The organism is Candidatus Methylomirabilota bacterium, assembly GCA_028870115.1.
Taxonomy (GTDB): Bacteria; Methylomirabilota; Methylomirabilia; order Methylomirabilales; family Methylomirabilaceae; genus Methylomirabilis.
Window position 1 is genome coordinate 23,507 of the sequence record JAGWQH010000104.1, and the last position, 19,711, is coordinate 43,217.

General features: G+C 59.5%; 17 protein-coding genes. 16 read left to right on the plus strand and 1 reads right to left on the minus strand.

Annotated features, from left to right (window positions below; translation table 11 throughout):
• Positions 1 to 92 precede the first annotated feature (92 nt).
• From KGL31_12825 to KGL31_12900, 16 genes are all read left to right on the plus strand, one after another.
• Complete coding sequence (locus tag KGL31_12825; GenBank protein ID MDE2322771.1) at positions 93 to 1,361, plus strand: hypothetical protein; 1,269 nt, start codon at positions 93 to 95, stop codon at positions 1,359 to 1,361.
• A 437-nt stretch (positions 1,362 to 1,798) separates the two neighbouring features.
• Positions 1,799 to 2,047, plus strand: coding sequence for a DUF2283 domain-containing protein (locus tag KGL31_12830; protein ID MDE2322772.1), 249 nt, complete (start codon positions 1,799 to 1,801; stop codon positions 2,045 to 2,047).
• A gap of 65 nt (positions 2,048 to 2,112) precedes the next feature.
• A complete protein-coding gene (locus tag KGL31_12835) occupies positions 2,113 to 2,862 on the plus strand; it encodes a prepilin peptidase (GenBank protein MDE2322773.1) in 750 nt (249 codons plus the stop codon).
• Positions 2,863 to 2,926: 64 nt separating this feature from the next.
• Positions 2,927 to 4,501 (plus strand): glycosyltransferase family 2 protein, encoded by a 1,575-nt coding sequence (locus tag KGL31_12840; GenBank protein ID MDE2322774.1) that lies wholly within the window; start codon positions 2,927 to 2,929, stop codon positions 4,499 to 4,501.
• A gap of 97 nt (positions 4,502 to 4,598) precedes the next feature.
• Positions 4,599 to 5,822 carry a glycosyltransferase gene (locus KGL31_12845; GenBank protein ID MDE2322775.1) on the plus strand — a complete coding sequence of 408 codons (1,224 nt, stop codon included), beginning with the start codon at positions 4,599 to 4,601 and terminating at the stop codon, positions 5,820 to 5,822.
• A gap of 128 nt (positions 5,823 to 5,950) precedes the next feature.
• Positions 5,951 to 6,838 (plus strand): site-specific tyrosine recombinase XerD, encoded by an 888-nt coding sequence (gene xerD, locus KGL31_12850; protein MDE2322776.1) that lies wholly within the window; start codon positions 5,951 to 5,953, stop codon positions 6,836 to 6,838.
• Between the two features lie 161 nt (positions 6,839 to 6,999).
• Positions 7,000 to 8,304 (plus strand): CCA tRNA nucleotidyltransferase, encoded by a 1,305-nt coding sequence (locus tag KGL31_12855; protein ID MDE2322777.1) that lies wholly within the window; start codon positions 7,000 to 7,002, stop codon positions 8,302 to 8,304.
• Positions 8,305 to 8,376: 72 nt separating this feature from the next.
• Complete coding sequence (locus KGL31_12860) at positions 8,377 to 9,009, plus strand: site-2 protease family protein (GenBank protein ID MDE2322778.1); 633 nt, start codon at positions 8,377 to 8,379, stop codon at positions 9,007 to 9,009.
• A gap of 24 nt (positions 9,010 to 9,033) precedes the next feature.
• Complete coding sequence (trpS, locus tag KGL31_12865; protein MDE2322779.1) at positions 9,034 to 10,020, plus strand: tryptophan--tRNA ligase; 987 nt, start codon at positions 9,034 to 9,036, stop codon at positions 10,018 to 10,020.
• A gap of 59 nt (positions 10,021 to 10,079) precedes the next feature.
• Positions 10,080 to 11,543: an IMP dehydrogenase gene (guaB, locus tag KGL31_12870; protein ID MDE2322780.1), complete on the plus strand. Its 1,464-nt coding sequence runs from the start codon at positions 10,080 to 10,082 to the stop codon at positions 11,541 to 11,543.
• Positions 11,544 to 11,650: 107 nt separating this feature from the next.
• Positions 11,651 to 13,183 (plus strand): glutamine-hydrolyzing GMP synthase, encoded by a 1,533-nt coding sequence (gene guaA, locus KGL31_12875; protein MDE2322781.1) that lies wholly within the window; start codon positions 11,651 to 11,653, stop codon positions 13,181 to 13,183.
• A 74-nt stretch (positions 13,184 to 13,257) separates the two neighbouring features.
• Complete coding sequence (locus tag KGL31_12880) at positions 13,258 to 13,539, plus strand: type II toxin-antitoxin system HicB family antitoxin (protein MDE2322782.1); 282 nt, start codon at positions 13,258 to 13,260, stop codon at positions 13,537 to 13,539.
• Positions 13,539 to 13,727: a type II toxin-antitoxin system HicA family toxin gene (locus KGL31_12885; protein MDE2322783.1), complete on the plus strand. Its 189-nt coding sequence runs from the start codon at positions 13,539 to 13,541 to the stop codon at positions 13,725 to 13,727. Before KGL31_12880 ends, KGL31_12885 begins: the two co-directional genes overlap by 1 nt.
• Before the next feature lie 21 nt (positions 13,728 to 13,748).
• Positions 13,749 to 14,213, plus strand: coding sequence for a hypothetical protein (locus tag KGL31_12890; GenBank protein MDE2322784.1), 465 nt, complete (start codon positions 13,749 to 13,751; stop codon positions 14,211 to 14,213).
• Positions 14,214 to 14,275: 62 nt separating this feature from the next.
• Positions 14,276 to 17,716 carry a DNA polymerase III subunit alpha gene (locus KGL31_12895; protein ID MDE2322785.1) on the plus strand — a complete coding sequence of 1,147 codons (3,441 nt, stop codon included), beginning with the start codon at positions 14,276 to 14,278 and terminating at the stop codon, positions 17,714 to 17,716.
• Between the two features lie 82 nt (positions 17,717 to 17,798).
• Positions 17,799 to 18,335: a DUF421 domain-containing protein gene (locus tag KGL31_12900; GenBank protein ID MDE2322786.1), complete on the plus strand. Its 537-nt coding sequence runs from the start codon at positions 17,799 to 17,801 to the stop codon at positions 18,333 to 18,335.
• A 19-nt stretch (positions 18,336 to 18,354) separates the two neighbouring features.
• On the opposite strand, the gene KGL31_12905 is transcribed toward KGL31_12900, so the two are convergent.
• On the minus strand, positions 18,355 to 19,710 hold the full coding sequence (locus tag KGL31_12905) for an ATP-binding protein (protein ID MDE2322787.1): 1,356 nt from the start codon (positions 19,708 to 19,710) through the stop codon (positions 18,355 to 18,357).
• Between the last annotated feature and the right edge of the window lies 1 nt (position 19,711).

Genomic DNA, 19,711 nt, shown 5'->3' on the forward strand with positions numbered 1-19,711 from the left:
ACGTTCGAGCCCCCTCACCTCTATCCTCTCTCTCACAGGGGAGAGGAGTCCTAATTATTAACCCCTCGCCCCCTCTGGGGGAGAGGGCGAGAGTGAGGAGGAATTTTGATGACAATCGGGGGCTTATCCTGCCGCTCGCGCTCATGGCCTTCGTCGTCCTGGGGGCGCTTGCGGCTGCCATTCTGTCTATCGGCGGCTCTGAGGCGCAGATCGCGTCAAACCATCTGCGCGCCGTCCAGGCCGGGTTCCTGGCCGAGGCTGGCCTGGAGCACGCCTTCAACACACTCTACAACTCGACACAGACGCCGCCGAACCTGGTGACAACAGCCTATGCCACCCTTCAGCCTCTCGTCTCCAATTCGTCATTGGGTGGAGCAGGCAGCTATATCGTTCAGTATCAGTCGGCGGGAGACTATACCGTAAGGGTGGTGTCAACCGGCATCAGCGCGACCGGAGGGTCTCAAGCGATTCGAAGGGCCATCATGAGCACCTTCTTTCGGTCTAATGACGCCATCCTGACCAACGGTAATTTGACAGTCGGGGGGAGCACAGACGTGTTGGCCACAGGTGGGACCTGCGGGAACGTCCACGCCAATGGAAATCTTAACCTGAATGGCAGCAAGGTTACAATTAACGGCAACGCCACCGCCAGCGGCACCTATACCACGACCGGCAGCCCAACCGTTGGTGCAGGCAGCGGAGGCGGTACAGCGACAGAGACGGTTCCGCACATCGATCCGACCGATTTCCTGAACACCGCGAAGGCGAAGCTGCCTGCAAGCAATCTATTACAGATGACAGTGAACGCGACCGGTCAGGGTGAGGTTCGCGACAGCAACGGCACCCTGCTCCAGACCCTGAATTCCGGAGATACGTCTACGTGTGGATGGAAGTACACCGCCGGCTCTCCCCTCGCGACGTGGGACCTCAACAGCGGGACACCCTGTAACGGCACGTATTACTTCCAGGGAACCGTGGGGGTGGCAAGTAGTCCGGGGAATGATTCCAATCCGTGGAAAACGACGCTGATTGCCACCGCCGATATTAAGGTTACGGGCAATCCGACGATAGGGTCCGACGCCACCTATACTGTTCACGATTCCCTGTTTATTGCAGGTCGTGATGTCCAAATCAAAGGTACCCCGAGCAATGGGTACAATGGGCTGATAGCCGCCCACGAACAGTTCGACCTCAGCGGTACCGGGACGATCAACGGACTCGTCATCGGTGAAAACGCCCCCGATACGCCAGGCAGCCTTGTAAGCGCCAACACCGTGAGCGGCAATATTACGCTCACCTACAATTGCGGATCTACCCCGCCCCTTCAAGGCCCGCTCCAGTTCCTGTCCTGGGGGTTGTAGCCCCTTCCGTCATATCAATCCTTGCGAAATCCATATAGATAGAGTAAGGTTTTTTTGATAAAGTGTACTTGCGGTTGATAAGTTGTTCTTCCGAGCACGACGAAAGGAGAAATCAAAGTAAGCAAACTCTGCGAAGTCAGAGATCCGCACGGTCTGGTCGTCGTTCTGGATCGTAATGCGTGGCAACATATTATCACTGGCCATCCAGAGATGCGGGACCGCCTCGGTGACATCTTGCAGGCCATTCAGGCTCCCACCCTTATCGAGGCTGATCCCATTGACCGTGACAGCAGACGGTATTATTGGCTCAAGCCCACTTCATTTGGGAAATACTCAAAGTTATACGTGATGGTGATTGTGTTCGTGGATAAAGAGTCGGTAAACGGTAAAGTGCGCACTGCTCACTTGGTTGACAAACCAAAGGGAGGAACAGTGCTATGGGCAGGAAAGAAATGAAGGGCATCTCATTGAACTACGATACTGAAAATGATGTGCTCTACCTGTATTTTGAGAAAGTACAGGAAGCCGTGTCTCGTGAGATCGCCGACGGAGTCTTTGTCAGACTAGACCCAAATACAGACCAGGTGGTTGGCGTAACAATCTTGGATCTACAAAAAAAGTCGTTGGAAGATCGCGGGATAAAGTTTATTCCAATCGACAAGACATTTCTGGAAGCCCGCACCTAAAACGCCCCGCAAAAGGCCAGCCTCTCTTGCCCGGCAATCTGTCACTGCAAAGCGTATCAGCAATCTTGAGCGTCCCGCTGGGGCTCGTGGTCGGCAGTTTCCTGAATGTCTGCATATGGCGTATCCCGCGCGACGAAGGTCTCGCCTTTCCTGGATCGCATTGCCCTCAGTGCAATGGACCGATAAGTTGGTACGATAATATCCCGCTTGTCAGCTTCGTGTGGCTTGCGGGCCGATGCCGTCGGTGCAAGGCTCCGATTCACTGGCGGTATCCGCTTGTAGAAGGGTTGACCGCCGGCCTTTACCTTATGACGGTACTACACTTCGGCTTCACTATCCGAACAGCATTTCTCCTCCTTTTCCTCTCGGTGCTGGTGGTGATCACATTTATCGATCTGGACCATGGAATCATTCCTCATATCCTCAGTCTTCCCGTCATACCGATTGGCCTCCTCGCCAGTATCCTGACCTACGATCCGCCGCCGCTTCAAGCCGTAACGGGAGCGTTTGTTGGCGCCGGACTGGTGTACCTGGTTGCGGTATATGCAGAGGTAGCCTTTCAGCGGGAGAGCATGGGCGGCGGCGATGTGAACCTGCTCAGCATGATTGGCGCCTTCCTTGGTTGGCGTCTCATGCTCGTCTCTTTTGGCGTCGCGGTTATCTCCGGCGCCTGTCTATCGCTGGGACTGATTGCAGCCCGCGTGCTGTCGCGGAAAGACCGGATCCCGTTCGGGCCGTTCTTGGCACTCGGCGCGGTTGTCGCCCTGTTTATTGGTAATGAGTTGATCGACTGGTACCTGAGCCTCTTCAGGTGACGTCAGCGACAAGGTGTTGACACCCTGCTGTAACTCGTGTAGAAATTCTACCTGTGAGCACACAATGACGTACGGCGGTAACCCCACTTTTACAGTCCGGGTATTCGAGCGGATCCTGGATATCCTTCCGATTCTCACGACCCTGCTGCTCCTCTCGATCTACCCGCTCCTCCGATACCTGCCCGGCGATCCGTTTTGGGCCGAGGTATTTCGATTCGCCGTCATCACAGTCTGGATCGGCTACCTGATCATCAATCAGGTCCGCGCTCATAAGACGCGACAGGAGCTGCTGGCCAACATGGAGACCGACTGGCGCAGCAGGCTTGAGACCTCCGGGCACTCCTTGAGTCATTATGCGATCCTCATGCCTCTGAAGCGGGAGAACAACCGCCGTGTGCTGTTTCAGACGATGCGTTCGATTGAGAGGCAGCGCTACCCGCTCGAGCGGATCACGCTGATTCCTATCGTGGAGGCGGAAGATCAAGAGACGCTTCACACGCTGGGCGATCTCCTTCCGACGTTCGAGAAGTCCTTCAGGATTCGGCTCTTCACCTATCCCACCGAGGGGATCGTGAACAGATGTAAGGCGACATCGATCAGCGCTGCCGGCCGTGATCTCGCGCGCCGGATCGATGATGGCGCGCTCCGGGATGAGGACCTGAAGATTGTGATTATCGATGCCGACACGATTCTGCATCCACAGGACCTTGCCTTCCGGGAGCATAGCCGTCGGCAGGAAGCGGAACGCGCGATGGCCAGTGGGGACCGAGGGGTCGTCCTGCAGTCACTGACCACCTACACCTCAAACTACTGGAAGGTGCCGATGCTGCCTCGTCTGCACAACTCCGGGTTTGTCTTGTATCAGTTGGGAAAGATGCAGACTGCCGGCGACTATCTGGTCCTTGGTCCCGGGACGAGCCTCCCCTTCCGTGATTTCCGCGCGGTGGACTACTTTGAGCCGAATCGTCATAACGAGGATATGCAGTTTCGGTACAAGGTGGTAATGGAAGGGTTTCGCGTGGCCCCTGTCAAGATGCCAACCTGGGGACAGGCGCCGCTCACCACCAGGGAGTCGTGGGGTCAGATCGCTCGTTGGGCGCGCGGCGCGGTCGACGTCAAATTCGTAGTCAATTACGCGCGAAGATTTGACGATATACGGGTGCCGCTGCTGAAACGGAAGTTGTTCCTGGCGCTTCGGGCGCTGTTTGCCAACTCGATGCCGCCCCTCATGGTCTTTTTACCGGCGCAACTGATCCTGATCTCCTGGATCAGTCCCTGCGTCAGGGAGCTGTGGCCGTTTCAGGTATTCCTCTCGCCTGATGTCCTCACCTTACGGATCGGGAGTAAGGGTCTGTGTGTGAGTCCACTTGCCGCCTTTAATCTCCGATTCCAGACGATTGTGCTGACCGCTTCGATGTTCTTAGGCATGGTGTTAGTCCCCCACACGCTGAAGCCGATTATTTATCAGCGGCCACCTCTCCGTTGGCGGCAGTCCAGAAAACTCTTTGAGTGGTCTCGCCTCACCTTCACGCCGGTTAACCTGCATAACTATTTCCTGATGGCCACGGCACAGCTTTACATGCAGGCTCGCCTCGCACTAGGCATCTCCATTACGCACACGGAGACTACCAGGAAGTGATGTGCGTGGTACAGGGTCCGGAGTGCGAAGTACAAAATCCCCCTACCCCCCCTTTACAAAAGGGGAGCACGGGGGGATTTGCCGTGCGTGGTCCCTTGTGCGATTTGCGAAGTCCCCCGCACCCCGCACGCCATTGACCATCGGTTTTTTTACCTGCAACGCCTCCCCGCTGCTCAACGGCCTCGCTGTCTCCATTGAACAATTTGCACTTCACTTGCGTCGCCTCGGCCACCGGATCTTCATTTTTGCGCCGCGTTACCCGGGCTGCCCGGAGGTAGAGCCGGACACCTACCGGTTCCCATCGCTGCGTGTTCCCACGCATCACCGCTATGCCTTGCCGATTCCAGCCGCCGCCGTAGAACTCCATCGTCTGATTCCGCGCCTCGGTCTTCAGGTCATCCATGCTCACCACCCGTTCCTTGTCGGGCCTTACGCTCACCGCCTGGCTCGCCGGCTGCGAGTCCCGTGTGTGTTCACCTATCATACGCTGTATGAGCATTATGCCCATTACGTGCCGGTGATCTCGCCTCTGGTCGCCCGGGTCGCGGAGGCCAGGAGCTATGCCTTCGCCAACCGGGCTGATCTGATTATCGCGCCGACGTCAGGGGTGCAGGAGCGGCTGCGGAGCCGTGGGGTCATCACCCGCATGGAAGTAATCCCCACAGGGATCGAGCCGCCGGACCCACCGGAGGAATCGAGGCCCCGGATTCGCCGTCGTCTGAGTGTACCGAACGACGGGCCGGTCCTTCTGTACGTAGGGAGGCTGGCCAGAGAGAAGAATCTCGGATTGCTCTTGCGGGCAGTCCATGCCGCGGCCCGGGTTGTGCCTCACCTCACGCTGCTGCTGGTCGGGGAGGGAGACGAGGAGCGCTCTCTACAGCGGCTGGCCGCCCATCTGGAAATTGCTGACCGGGTCCGCTTCGTAGGCTTGGTTCCGCATCAGGCTGTGGGCGACTGGTATCGAGCTGCGGACCTCTTCGTTTTCCCGTCGGTTTCGGAGACCCAAGGCCTGGTGGTGCTCGAGGCAATGGCGCACGGGCTCCCTGTCTTGGCCGTCCGGTCAGTTGGTACCTCGGATTTTATCACAGATGGGGTAAACGGGGCCTTGGCCGATGGTGCCGAGGACGATTTCATCCAGCGTTTGCTCTCACTGCTCCGCGATGGATCGAATCTCACTCGCTATGCCGAACAGGGCAGGGTGGGGGCGATGCAGATAACGGCGGAAGCCTCGGTTGTTCGGCTCCTTGAGGCCTACGAGCGACTGTTGGCACAGGACGTATCCTTGAATAGTGTAGTGTCTCACAATTACCGTTCGTGCTGAGCCAGTCGAAGCATGAACGGAACGCTACAACAAGATTCACCCTTCGACAGGCTCAGGGTGAACGGAACTCTAAAGCCATTACTGAAACACTACGCTCGTTCTCACACCGTGCATTTGATATGACTTCAATGGAGCAGTTGATCGAGGACTACTTGAGGTTCCTGACGGTCGAGCGGGGGCTGGCAGAGAACAGCTTGGCGGCGTATGGACGGGATCTCCACCGGATAGCCGGCTACTTGAAGCAGGCCGGGGTCGGCTCATTTCAGGAGGTCAGCCGCGGGCAGGTCGCACGTCTACTCTTGACGCTCCGAGAGGAGGGGCTGGCGCCCCGCACCGTCGCGCGTCATACCTCATCGCTACGAGGTCTGTACCGGTACCTGCTGGCGCAGGGTCATGCGAAAGAGGATCCGACCGCGCACCTGGAGTCGTCGAGCCCGTGGGTCCGTCTACCTGGGGTGCTGAGCCAGGAAGAGGTCACGCGGCTGCTGGCGGCGCCGCCTACCAGCAATCATCTGGGTCTTCGTGACAAAGCGATGCTGGAACTGCTGTACGCGGCCGGCCTGCGAGTGTCGGAGATGGTGACCCTCCGGTTGTCCGATGTGGACCTGGAGGTAGGCTATGTGCATTGTCAGGGCAAGGGAGGGAAAGACCGCGTGGTGCCGTTGGGGCGCGATGCCCAGACCGCAGTTCGCCGGTATCTCGCGACCTCAAGGTCGCACCTTCAAAGAGGACGATCAAGTTCTACGCTGTTCTTAAACCGCTGGGGGTGGCCGTTGACGCGTCAAGGTTTCTGGAAGCTCCTCCGCGCGTATGCGACAGCGGCGGGAATCGACCGGCGAGTGACCCCTCATACGCTTCGCCATTCTTTTGCCACGCACCTCCTCGAGCGCGGCGCCGACCTTCGGGCGGTCCAGGTGATGTTGGGCCATGTCGATATCTCCACGACGCAGATCTACACACACGTCTCCCGGGCACACCTGAAGACGGTCTACAACCGATACCATCCAAGGGCGTAGCGCCAAACCGTGCGAAGTGGTCATTGCGAGCGCAGCGAAGCAATCCAACCGTTCTTTGTCTACACGACCCTACTTTACCGCAACGCAGCGCGAAGAGCAGAGAGATTGCTTCAGTCGCTCCGTTCCTTCGCAATGACCGACGACGGGGGACCTTCAAACCCATGACCGTGTTAACGCATGTGAGGCAGCTTCCTCGGTTCCGGGAACTCGATCCGCTCAGCCGTAGTACACTTGAGGCGGCGCGCAAGGCCGCCGCCCCTTCGCCGATCTATGCTGTCGGCGGCTATGTGCGGGACCTGCTCCTCAACGGGCGAAATGTCGATATCGATCTGGTAGTTGAGGGCGATGCCATTGCTATAGCCAGACGTCTGGCGCATTCCCTCGAGGCGGTGGTGACGCCGCACCCCAGGTTCGGAACCGCCCATCTGCGGCTCCCTGGAGGCAGAAGGCTTGATCTCGCCACCGCCAGGTCGGAACGCTACCCGCACGCTGCCGCGCTGCCGGAGGTTCAACCGGCCCCACTCCTTGCCGATCTGCTTCGACGCGATTTCAGCATCAATGCCATGGCTGCCCGTATCGATCGTCATCGGTTCGGGCCGCTGATCGATCCGCTGGGAGGACTCCGGGACCTGGATCACGGTCGGATCAGAGCCTTGCACGAACAGAGCTTCATCGACGATCCCACCCGGCTCTTCAGGACAGCCCGGTTTGAGGGCCGATATCGGTTTATGATTGCTCGAAGTACGTTGCGGCTGATGAAGGCCGCAGTGAAGGGGGGCGCGGTCGGGCATCTTGCCGGTCCGAGAATCTTCAGAGAGCTCTACCTGATCGCGCAGGAACCATCGGCCCCCCGGATTATCTGGCGGCTCAGAGATCTGGGCGTATTGACGGCTATTCATCCGAGGCTGGCCCTCCCGGGAGCCGCCTTCGGTCTGCTCGAGCGTGTGCGGCAGGTGCTCTCTCAGGATTCATCGATGCCGTTTCCGGAGGGAACAGCGGAAGGTGAGACGCTTCTCCTCGGAATGCTCTATTTTCTGCATCCGAAGACGGTTGTCGCCCTCCTCAAGAGGCTTACCCCACCCCACCGGATAGCCGAAAAGCTTACGGCCGATCACAAGGCATGTCGAAACGCTGCGCAGAAGCTTACACGTGCCGTCGATCTTCGCCAAAGCCGAATGGCCAGGCTGCTGGATCCCCTTTCGCCGGAGGCCAGGGCCGTACTGCTGGCTGTACTTACCAACGGATCGGCGCGGGACGCGGTATCCCGATACCTCACGACGTCATGGCATGTCGTACCATTGCTGAAAGGCGAAGACCTGCGCCGGTTGGGACTGAAGCCAGGCCCCATTTACCGGCAGACCTTGGCCGCCTTGCGCGCAGCCAAGCTGGACGGGCGTCTCCACACCAAGGAGGATGAGACGTTGTTTATCCTTCAGCGCTTTCTCGGCGCGCGCCTTCGGCATTGACAAGGGGGGTTCCCTTTGTTACGGTAACTGTAAATAAAGTTTGTATTCCCTGGAAAGAGCGCGACGAAAAAAATGTCTGATCTGGCGCAATTTATGCTGAATCTGAGCGTGAGGCTGCCGGCCATCCTGGCAGCCTTGACGTTTCACGAGTATGCCCACGGGTGGGTTGCCGACAAGCGGGGCGATCCGACCGCGCGGTTGATGGGTCGCCTCACCTTTAACCCCATCGCCCACCTCGATCCGGTCGGAACCCTGGCCCTGATCTTGACACCGGTCGGCTGGGCCAAGCCGGTGCCGGTGAATTTCGACAATCTCCGTCATCCGCGACGCGATATGGTCTTGGTGGCGGCAGCCGGACCGGGCGCGAACCTCATCCTCGCCTCCGTATGTGCCTGGTTGCTTCGGCTGTTCGACGGGACTGAGGGGATAAGTGAGTCCGCGTGGTGGCTGACGCCGGTCCATCTCATGTTGTACAAGAGCGTGCTGATCAACGTGGCCCTGGCCATCTTCAACCTGATTCCCTTGTTGCCGCTCGATGGCGGCCGCGTCTTGGCCGGCCTCTTGCCGCCCCGACAGGCTGCCTCGTATGGCAGGCTGGAGCGGTACGGCTTTGTGATTCTGCTGGTCCTGATGTTCAGCGGGGCGGTCGAACGGCTGATCTGGCCGCCCATCGCGCTTGTTGCCGGTCTGTTGCTCGGCGCGTAGTTGTGAGAGGAAGTACCACAGTCGATGACAAAGGGTCGTGTCTTGAGTGGGATGAGGCCGACTGGACGGCTGCATCTCGGCCACCTGTTCGGCGCTCTGGACAACTGGCGCCGGCTGCAGGAAGCGTATGAGTGCTTCTTCTTCGTGGCCGACTGGCATGCGCTCACGACTGAATACGCCGAGACAAAGGGTATTCGGGACAATATCCGCGAGATGGTCCTGGATATGTTGGCAGCCGGGATCGATCCCTCGAAGGCGACCCTCTTTCTGCAGTCGAGGCTCCATGAACATGCGGAGCTGTACCTGTTGCTGTCGATGATTACGCCGGTCCCCTGGCTGGAGCGGAATCCGACGTACAAGGAGCAACAGCAGGAACTGACCACCAAAGACCTCAGTACCCATGGGTTTCTGGGCTACCCGGTCCTGATGGCCTCAGACATCCTGATCTACAAAGCCAATCATGTGCCGGTCGGCGTTGACCAGGTACCGCATCTGGAATTGGCGAGGGAGATCGCGCGCCGGTTCAATACGCTGTACGGCGAGGTTCTCATCGAGCCGCAACCCCTTCTGACTGAGTTTGCAAAGGTCCCCGGCACCGATGGCCGTAAGATGAGCAAAAGTTACGGCAACGCCATCTATCTGGCCGATCCGCCCGAACAGGTGACTGCAAAGATCAAGCCGATGGTTACGGATCCTGCCAGAGTACGCCGCCGCGATCCAGGTAATCCGGACGTCTGCCCGGTCTTTGACCTGCACAGAATCTTTACACCCAAAGTAGCGCGGGACACCGCCATCGATCCAGGCTGTCGAACAGCGGGGATTGGCTGTTTGGACTGCAAGGGGATGCTGTTGGAGCATATGCTCCCCGCGCTACGGCCTATCTACGAGCGACGCCAGGAGTTGGCGGCTCGCCCGGAGATCGTCCAGGAGGTCTTGGAGGACGGATATGCCAGGGCCAAGAAGGTTGCGGGAGAGACCCTGTCGGAGATCAAGACCGCGATGCATATGTAGCCCGGCGTTCAATGTGCAGGGTGCAATGTTCACAGTTGAACATCGCTTGAGGTGTGGAAATGGTTGATCGCTCGATTCCTGAAGGGCTGACGTTTGACGACGTGCTCCTGATCCCCGCCAAGTCCGAGGTCCTCCCACGGGATGTCGATGTGCGGACCCACCTGACCAGACGTCTCACTATCAACATTCCGGTCGTCAGCGCCGCGATGGACACAGTCACCGAGGCCAGGATGGCCATTGCGCTGGCCCGGGAGGGGGGAATCGGCATGATCCACCGGGCGCTCCCTCCGGATCGGCAGGCCCTTGAGGTGGACAAAGTCAAGAAGTCCGAGAGCGGAATGATCGTAGACCCGATCACGATCTCGCCGGACCAGAAGCTATCCGACGCCCTGGAACTGATGCAACACTATCGGATTTCAGGCGTCCCTGTTACGCAGAACGGCAAATTGGTCGGCATCCTGACCAATCGAGACATCCGCTTCGAGACGAAGCTTGACCTGAAGATTGCCCAGGTGATGACCAAAGATCGGCTTATCACGGCGCCGGTCGGCACCGGTCTGGAAGAGGCAAAGGAGATCCTGCACCGCAACCGGATCGAGAAGCTGCTGGTGGTGGATGATGCGTTCAATCTCCGCGGTCTCATCACCATTAAGGATATTGAGAAGACGATCAAGTATCCGAACGCCTGTAAGGATGAGCTGGGGCGGCTGCGCGTCGGCGCGGCCGTCGGCGTGAGCGAGGAGACGCCGGACCGGGTGGACGCGCTGGTCAAGGCCGGCGTCGACGTCCTGGTGGTAGATACCGCCCACGGCCACAGCAGCGGGGTCATAGAGACCGTTGCGATGATCAAGCGGCGGTATCCCGATGCCGAGGTAATTGCCGGCAATATTGCGACGGCCGAAGGGGCCGAGGAGCTGATCAGGGCGGGGGCCGACGGGCTGAAGGTCGGGATCGGCCCGGGATCTATCTGTACGACCCGCATGGTCGCCGGAGCGGGGGTCCCGCAGATTACGGCGATTGCGGACTGCGCGAAAATCGCCGATAGACATGGCGTCCCGATCATTGCCGACGGCGGCATCAAGTTTTCGGGCGACATGACCAAGGCGATTGCGGCCGGGGCACATGCCGTGATGCTTGGGAGTCTGCTGGCGGGGACCGAGGAAAGCCCGGGCGAGACGATCATCTTTCAGGGTCGGACCTACAAGGTTTACCGGGGTATGGGTTCGCTGGGCGCCATGCAGCGGGGTGGCAGGGATCGGTACGGTCAGGAGGCGGAAACAGAGGAACACAAGCTGGTTCCCGAGGGGATTGAAGGGCGCGTTCCCTATAAAGGGACTCTGGCCGGCAGCATGTATCAACTGGTTGGAGGGCTCAGATCCGGCATGGGCTATTGCGGCTGTTACACCGTCGAGGAACTTCGCCAGAAAGGCCGCTTTATTCGAATCACCTCCGCCGGGCTCCGCGAGAGCCACGTGCATGACGTCATTATCACCAAAGAAGCCCCGAACTACCGGCTGGATTAGGTAAAGTGCGGCTTTCCAGTTATCAGTCGTGTAGGGGCGCTGCTTGCTGCGCCCTCTTTGGGCAGGGCAAGCCTTGCCCCTACACTGATCGCTAAAAGCTGTCCTTCATGGATAAAATCCTCATCCTCGATTTTGGTTCGCAGTACACGCAGTTGATCGCCCGCCGCATCCGTGAACTGGGCGTCTACTGCGAGATCCGTCCGTTCAACCTGCCGCTGGACGACATCAAGACTTTTAACCCCAAAGGAATCATTCTCTCCGGCAGTCCTGCCAGTGTCTACCAACCGGATGCTCCTATTTGCCGGCGCGAGGTGATCGAACAGGACGTGCCGGTCCTGGGGATCTGCTACGGAATGGGGATTCTCGGTCATTTTTATGGCGCCATCACGATACGAGCCACCTCCCGGGAATATGGGCGGGCACACCTCACGATCGACGACACCGCCGATCTCTTCTCCGGCGTGAACAGTGGACTCAGTGTCTGGATGAGCCACGGCGACAAGCTTGAGGCGATGCCCGACACGTTTCGTCGCCTCGCCCACACGACGAATGCGCCGTTCGCCGCGATCCGCCATCGAACGCAGCCGCTCTTTGCGGTCCAGTTTCACCCTGAAGTTGCCCATACTGACAGCGGGAAAGCGATCCTCGGGAACTTTCTGTTCAGGGTCTGCGGCTGCGCCCAGGATTGGCAGATGCATTCCTTCGCCGAGATGGCTGTCGATCAGATCCGACGCCAAGTGGGGGATCGCCGGGTCCTCTGTGCGCTGAGCGGGGGGGTCGATTCTTCGGTGGTCGCGCTGTTGGTTCACCGGGCGATCGGTTCAAAGCTCACTTGCGTGTTCGTCGATAACGGTCTGCTCCGAAAGGGGGAAGCTGCCCGGGTGGAGCAGGCCATGGGCGAGCACTTGGGTGTTCACATGGTTTCGGTCGATGCGAGGGAGCGATTCCTGACCCGGCTCAAAGGGGTGATCGATCCTGAGGAGAAGCGGAAGATCATCGGCGCAGAGTTCATCGCCGTCTTTGAGGAAGAGTCACGGCGGCTGGGGCGATTCGACTTTCTCGCCCAGGGGACCCTCTATCCGGATGTCATTGAGAGCGTGTCGGTCCAGGGACCGTCAGTCACCATTAAATCCCACCACAACGTGGGGGGCCTGCCGGAGCAGTTCGATTTTGAGTTGCTCGAACCGCTGCGGGAGCTGTTTAAAGACGAAGTTCGAGAGCTTGGCAGGGAACTTGGCCTGCCGGATGCCATTCTCTGGCGTCAACCGTTCCCGGGACCGGGACTGGCGGTCCGGATTATCGACGAGGTAACGCAGGCGCGACTGGACCTGCTGACAGAGGCCGATGCCATCGTCGAGGCGGAGGTCATTCGGGCGAAACTCGACCGCGAATTATGGCAGGCGTTTGCCGTCCTGTTGCCGATCAAAACAGTGGGGGTCATGGGTGACGAACGGACCTATGAGCATGTTGTCGCCATCCGGGCCGTCACCAGCCTCGACGGGATGACAGCCGACTGGGCGCGCCTGCCCCATGACCTGCTCCAGGCGATCAGCAGCCGGATCGTAAGCGAGGTCAAAGGCGTCAACCGCGTCGTCTACGACATCTCCTCCAAGCCTCCCAGCACCATTGAGTGGGAGTGACCTCGCTTAGGTTGCGCGCTATACGGCATTTGCGCAGGCAGGCTATCACAACAAGCCGTCTGGGTCAGTAACAGATGTTGACCTACAAAGCGATGTATAAGTTCCTTGAGCGTGGGGTTCACGCGGAAGTGCTGGACTTTCCCGGCACCATTACCTTTGGGGAGACACTGCAAGAAGCCCGGCGCTTGCTGGCAAGCGCCTTAGTCGATATGACAGAAACGGCCTTACTGCGCGGCGAGCCGCTCCCACAGCCTGATCCATCATGTACCGATCCGGAAGCTGATGTGGAAGAACCCATCCATTTACTGCTGACCGCAGCATCCCATATCAGCGTCGTGCCCCAAACGGCCGCCTGATGAAGCGGCGCGACCTGCTTCGCCACTTGCGCCAGCACGGTTGCCGATTCGTGCGGGAAGGTACAGAACACTCGATCTGGGAAAATCCTGTAACCCGTCGCCGGACTTCGGTACCGCGCCACAGGGAGATTCCAGAGTTTACCTCCGCCCGTATCTGCAAACAACTTGGCGTGCCTGCACCGGTCTAGGGCCATGGGATACTTGGGCTAATGATGGCATCCCGGCAGAGTCTGAAGCGAGCATACGATATTGAGGTATTCGGGGAGGCGGTGTACGCTATGGCCGCGCATCTGGCGCCCCGGCCTGACCAGCGACGTAAGTGGGAGGCGTTGCGACAACTCGAGGCGCAGACCAGAGATCGGCTCCGCACAGCGCTCACCCGCGCAGGTGACACGCCGTACGACTCAGCAGTCCGGACATGGCTTGGCGGCGCCGTCGGCGCCTTCGTCGGGGTCCTACCGTGGCGTGTGACGCTCATTTTACTGAACATCATTCTACGATGGTCCGTCCGATTGTTCGAACAGGTAGAGAATGAAGTCTTCAGAAAAGAGGGCTCATTGGTCCACGGGCTTGCCGCGCACGAACGCGCGCAGTGGGAGTTTGTCCGGCGTGAACTGGCGGGCGATGAGACATCGATCGATGCGATTCTTGCTCAACTGGAGGTCCGACGCTAAACCGGCACACGGCAATCCCTGATCCGAATCCAGTGCCTAAATTCTAGTTTTTTAGGAGAATCATGCACCATTCTGATTTTGTTCATCTGCACGTCCATAGCCAATACAGCCTGTTGGACGGAGCCTGCGGGTTGGAGAAGCTGGTGGCCAAGGCGAAAGAGTATAAGATGCCCGCCTTGGCCGTGACCGATCACGGCAACCTCTTCGGGGCGATCGACTTTTACACCCTCGCGATGAAAGAGGGGGTGAAGCCGATTATCGGCTCTGAGGTATACATTGCCCCCGGCAGCCGCTTCGAGAGGTCTAAACAGGACAGCAGCTACGAGGGCGCGAGCCACATCACCTTGCTGGCCAAGGACCAGGTCGGCTACCGGAATTTGATCAAGCTGGTGTCGGCCGGCTACCTGGAAGGGTTCTATTACAAGCCGCGAATCGACCGGGAGCTGTTTGCCCAGCATTGTCAGGGGCTCATTGCCCTCTCCGGCTGTCTGAACTGCGAAGTGGCTAAGGCATTGTTGGATGGCGATGAGGCACGGGCAAAGGAGACCGTCGGTTGGTACATGGAGGCGCTGGGGCGCGAGAACTACTTTTTGGAGGTTCAGGATCACGGGATGGCGGAGCAAAAGACGGTGACTGACGGAGTCCTTCGGCTCGCTAAAGCCTTTGAGTTGCCGATTGTGGCCACCAACGACCTGCACTATCCCAGCAAGGAAGATGCGCGCGCCCATGAGGTCCTGCTCTGCATCCAGACGGGAAAAACGATTCAGGATAAGGATCGTTGGCGCTTTTCCACCGACCAGTTCTATTTCAAATCGGCAGCGGAGATGAAGCGGATCTTTGCCGAGCTGCCGGAAGCGGTCAAGAATACCATTACCGTGGCTGAGAGGTGCAACCTTCAGCTCCAGTTCGGACAGCTTCGCCTGCCAAAGTATCAGGTGCCCGAGGGGTACACCCTGGAGTCCTACCTGGCCCATCTGTCCTGGCAGGGATTGAAGGCCCGATACCCGGACGTAAATGCCGAGGTTGAGGCGCGCTTGAGGTATGAGCTGGAGGTCATCCAGAAGACCGGCTTCGCCGGCTACTTTCTGGTGGTCTGGGACTTCATTAAGTTCGCCAAGGATCGGGGGATCTCGGTCGGCCCCGGCCGCGGGTCTGCGGCCGCCTCGCTGATTGCCTACTGCCTCGGCATCACCAACATCGATCCGCTCCGGTACGGCCTGATCTTTGAACGGTTCCTGAACCCCGAACGGATCAGCATGCCGGATATGGATATCGATTTCAGCGACGACCGGCGGGACGAGGTGATCGACTATGTGACGAGGAAGTATGGAGCCGATAATGTCGCTCAGATTATCACGTTCGGAACAATGGGGGCCAAGGCGGTCATCCGTGACGTCGGGCGGGGCCTGGGAATGCCCTATGCCGAGGTGGACAAGATCGCCAAGTTGGTTCCCAATCGGATCAATATCAGCCTGGATGAGGCGATCGCCGAGAGCCCGCCGCTGACCGAGGCGGTGCAGAACCGGACAGAGGTCGGGGAACTATGGCGGGTTGCCAAGTGTCTGGAGGGGCTGACACGGCACGCCTCAACCCACGCCGCCGGCGTCGTGATTTCCGGCGACCCGCTCACCGAGCATGTTCCGCTGTATAAAGATCCAAAGGCCGGCAGCAAGCCGACAACCCAGTACGCCATGAAAGCCATCGAGAAGATCGGTCTGCTAAAGGTTGATTTCCTGGGCCTGCGGACCCTGACGGTCATCGCTAATACCCTGGAGCTGATCGCGTCGGGACGCGGCTGTAAGATCCAGATTGAGGAGATCCCTCTCGACGACCCGGCGGTTTTCCAACTGCTCGGCGAGGCGCGGACCTTCGGAGTGTTCCAACTGGAATCCTCAGGGATGCGGGATCTGATGCGGCGTCTGAAGCCGGAACGGTTGGAGGACGTCATCGCCCTCGTGGCGCTCTATCGACCGGGACCGATGGTGATGATTGACGACTTCATCAACCGCAAGCACGGCAAGGTCAAGATCCGCTACGATCATCCGTTGATGGAGGCGATCCTCAAAGAGACCTACGGGATCATGGTCTACCAGGAACAGGTCATGCGGATCGCCTCGGATCTCGCCGGATTCTCGATGGGTGAAGCGGATGTACTGCGTAAGGCGATGGGTAAGAAAGACCCTGAGATGATGGATCAACAGCGAAAGAAGTTTGTCGACGGGGCGAAGGCCAAAGGGGTCCAGGCGCGGACGGCGGAAAAGATCTTCGACAAGATGGCCCCCTTTGCGGGATATGCCTTCAACAAACCCCATGCGACCTCTTACGCCCTCTTGGCCTATCAGACCGCCTACCTGAAAGCCCATTACCCGGTTGAGTTCATGGCGGCCCTCCTCACCTCAGAGATGGCTGATACCGACGGGATCGTCAAGTATATCGACGAGTGCAAGCAGATGGGGATTACCGTCCTACCGCCAGATGTCAACGAGTCGGAAAGCCGCTTTACTGTGGTGGGAGAGCAGATTCGATTCGGGCTGGTGGCCATCAAGAATGTCGGCGAGACGGCCATCCAGTCGATCCTGGCTACACGGCGGGATAAGGGTCCTTTCCGGTCTCTCTTTGACTTCTGCGAGCGGGTGGACCTGCGTCTGGTGAATAAGCGTGTCATCGAGAGCCTGATCAAGTGCGGGGCATTTGACTCCCTTGGGGCGGCGAGGGCTCAGCTTATGGCTGTGGCCGATAAGGCGATGGAGGCCGGCGCCGGCGCACAGCGGGAGCGGATCCAGGGTCAGGTCTCGCTGCTGGACGTCTTGGAGGCGAAGGGTGGGCTCAGCCACCAGGCGGCAGCGCTGCCCGATATCCCGGAGTGGTCGCCCGGTCAACGCCTGTCCGCCGAAAAGGAGACATTGGGCTTCTACGTCACCGGCCACCCGCTGGCCGATTATCGGGATGTCATCGCAAAGGTTGCGGCCGTTACGACCGATCGCCTCGCGGCCTGCCAGGACAAAGAGACCGTCACGCTGTGCGCCATCGTATCCGCGGTCAAGGAGATTACCACAAAGAGCGGCGAGCGGATGGCCTTCGTGACGCTCGAGGACATGGCGGGGACGGTGGAGGCGGTGGCATTTCCTGAGCTGTATAAGGCGAACCTGCTCCATCTGGTGAAGGGTGCGGCCATTATGGCAAAGGGACAGGTGGATGTCGGCGAAGAGGTGGTCAAGTTGCTCTTGACGGAAGTCAGCTCCCTCTCGACCGCCAGGCGCAACGGAGGGTCGGTGGTGGAGATTACGGTAGACGAGGCGCACCTGTCCGACCCACAACTTGAGCAGTTAAAAGGCTTGCTGCTGAGATTCCCGGGACCCGTTCCTGTCAGGCTCCACCTGACCGTTACTCCAGGCGCCCAGGTCACCATTGCCGCCTCGCCGGATATGACCGTGGCAGCGGACGAGTCGCTCAGGCAACAGGTGGAGGCCCTGTTGGGTCCGGGCACGATCACCGGAGCGTGACCTCGGCATAACCTCCCCCCGGCGAGGATATACCCTCCCGTGGGCATCCATTGCCTCCCAACCATACCTGAAGGGAGACGCCATGTGGACGCTCTTCATTCCTGAGATTTCCATCGCTGAAAAGATACTGCGGTCAGGTGTCGTCTACCTCTTTCTGCTGCTGGCCTTTCGTTTCACCGGGAAACGGCAAGTGGGCCAGCTTACCCCCTTTGACCTGGTTGTCCTGCTCATTATCTCGAATGTGGTCCAGAACGCCGTGATCGGCAACGACAACTCGCTCGGGGGCGGGCTCATCGGGGCAGTGACCATCCTTGCGCTGAATTACGGCGTGACCGAAGTGGCGTATCGCTCCAAGCGCGCGCGCCGCCTGCTCGAGGCTCAGCCAACGCTCCTGATTCACAACGGACGCATCCTCCAGGAGAATTTGCGACGCGAACGGATCACCCTCGACGAACTGCTGGCGGCGCTTCGGCGCAACGGGCTGGTCGAACCGGCCCAGGCGCGCTTCGCGGTCTTGGAGGAGAACGGCGGGATCAGCGTCATTCCCAGGACCGCCGAAGGCGAGCCCACCCGGTCAAACCAGGCGCCCAGTACTTCCGCACCAACAGGGGACTCGTAACCCCAAACGCCCAGTGCGGTCAGGCGGCTGGCGTTTGGCTGGCGGCGAGCCCAAAGCCAACGCCTCGACCGTCGAGGCGGCTGCCCACCGTCTGCGCCTCAACCCGGACCATGCGGATCCCTTCCAGGAGGTCTTCCGGGCGGACCTCTTCGCCCTCGCGCCCGAAGGCGAGCTGGCCGGCGAGGATATAGCCTTCCCGAAGCTGGGCGAACGAGAACCCGTCAGCCTCACTCGCCGCCCTCGCAAGAGTCTCCTCGTCGAAGGACCGGGCGCTCAATCGGCGGAAATACTCGTGACGCAGGCCGGCGGCTGGGGGTCGGAAAGGTACAACCCTGTCGAACCGACCTGGCCGTCGCAGGATGGCTGAATCGAGGGCCGTCGGGTCGTTCGCGGTCGCCACGACGATCACGCCCTCGTACTCGGCAAGCCCGTCCAGACAGTTCAAGAGGTGTTGAAGCGTAATCTTCGTTCGGTTGTCCCCGGTATCAGTCTTTCCATAGAGACGATCGAGATCCTCAAAGATCACGAGAGAAGGGGCATCATAGCTCGCCTCTTCAAAGACCGCCGTGAGTGCCTGGTTCCGGAGATCTTTGTCGGAGAAATCCAGGCTGTGGGCGGAAATCGCCGGATGCGACGCCATCACCCGGAGGGCGCTCGTTTTGCCGTTTCCCGGCGGTCCGTAGAACAGGTAGCCGCGTCGGAAGGGCAACCGATGTCGTTTGAACCAGGCTTCCCGCTGGAGAAAGGTCTCGAAGTCATCGCGCACCAAGCGCGTGACGGCTGGGTCGAGGACGACTTGGTTCCAGTCGTAGCCATTCAGGGGAAGTGGCACATCCTGGCCAAGGAATATCTGCACACTCTTGCGAGACTTAACGAGCAGCCCTCTCAGCAGGCTTAGGGCTGGAGCCAATTCGGTCCGGTTCACGAGCAGCCAAGCTTGCCAGTCGTGGCTCAGGCCTCTATCGAACGAGACATGGGGTATGTTGATCGCGACGATACCGTGTTTCAGCCCGTGAAACCATAAGACAACCGGGGTGTCCTTCCAATGAGGATCCCATGCGAGGTCCCGGGCGAGAATCGGGGCCTGGCGGTTTCGTCCGGGCCGCAGGGTGATCCTGGGGCTCACAGGCGGAATAGCCCAGCGCGAGACCGCCGGACGCAGGGCGTCCGCGCCGGCCAGGCATTGCCGGTCCAGGGGGACCCCGCCCCGCAGATCTTCTGCGGCGAGTTGGCCAAACGCCACCTCGAGCTCGAAAGTCACAGATTCGGACAAGGGACATCCCAGCGCAGATTCCAACCAGGGGCGGTGTGGCTCGATGAAGGCCTCCATCGCGGCAACAGTGGGGGCAAAACGCAACTCCGTTCCAGTAACCACT

Excerpts from the sequence above, each read along its gene's own strand:
- KGL31_12830 (MDE2322772.1), top strand. The coding sequence starts at position 1,799 with ATGGGCAGGAAAGAAATGAAGGGCATCTCATTGAACTACGATACTGAA.
- KGL31_12840 (MDE2322774.1), top strand. The coding sequence starts at position 2,927 with ATGACGTACGGCGGTAACCCCACTTTTACAGTCCGGGTATTCGAGCGG.
- xerD (MDE2322776.1), top strand. The coding sequence starts at position 5,951 with ATGGAGCAGTTGATCGAGGACTACTTGAGGTTCCTGACGGTCGAGCGG.
- KGL31_12855 (MDE2322777.1), top strand. The coding sequence starts at position 7,000 with ATGACCGTGTTAACGCATGTGAGGCAGCTTCCTCGGTTCCGGGAACTC.
- KGL31_12860 (MDE2322778.1), top strand. The coding sequence starts at position 8,377 with ATGTCTGATCTGGCGCAATTTATGCTGAATCTGAGCGTGAGGCTGCCG.
- trpS (MDE2322779.1), top strand. The coding sequence starts at position 9,034 with ATGACAAAGGGTCGTGTCTTGAGTGGGATGAGGCCGACTGGACGGCTG.
- guaB (MDE2322780.1), top strand. The coding sequence starts at position 10,080 with ATGGTTGATCGCTCGATTCCTGAAGGGCTGACGTTTGACGACGTGCTC.
- guaA (MDE2322781.1), top strand. The coding sequence starts at position 11,651 with ATGGATAAAATCCTCATCCTCGATTTTGGTTCGCAGTACACGCAGTTG.
- KGL31_12880 (MDE2322782.1), top strand. The coding sequence starts at position 13,258 with ATGTTGACCTACAAAGCGATGTATAAGTTCCTTGAGCGTGGGGTTCAC.
- KGL31_12885 (MDE2322783.1), top strand. The coding sequence starts at position 13,539 with ATGAAGCGGCGCGACCTGCTTCGCCACTTGCGCCAGCACGGTTGCCGA.
- KGL31_12890 (MDE2322784.1), top strand. The coding sequence starts at position 13,749 with ATGATGGCATCCCGGCAGAGTCTGAAGCGAGCATACGATATTGAGGTA.
- KGL31_12895 (MDE2322785.1), top strand. The coding sequence starts at position 14,276 with ATGCACCATTCTGATTTTGTTCATCTGCACGTCCATAGCCAATACAGC.
- KGL31_12900 (MDE2322786.1), top strand. The coding sequence starts at position 17,799 with ATGTGGACGCTCTTCATTCCTGAGATTTCCATCGCTGAAAAGATACTG.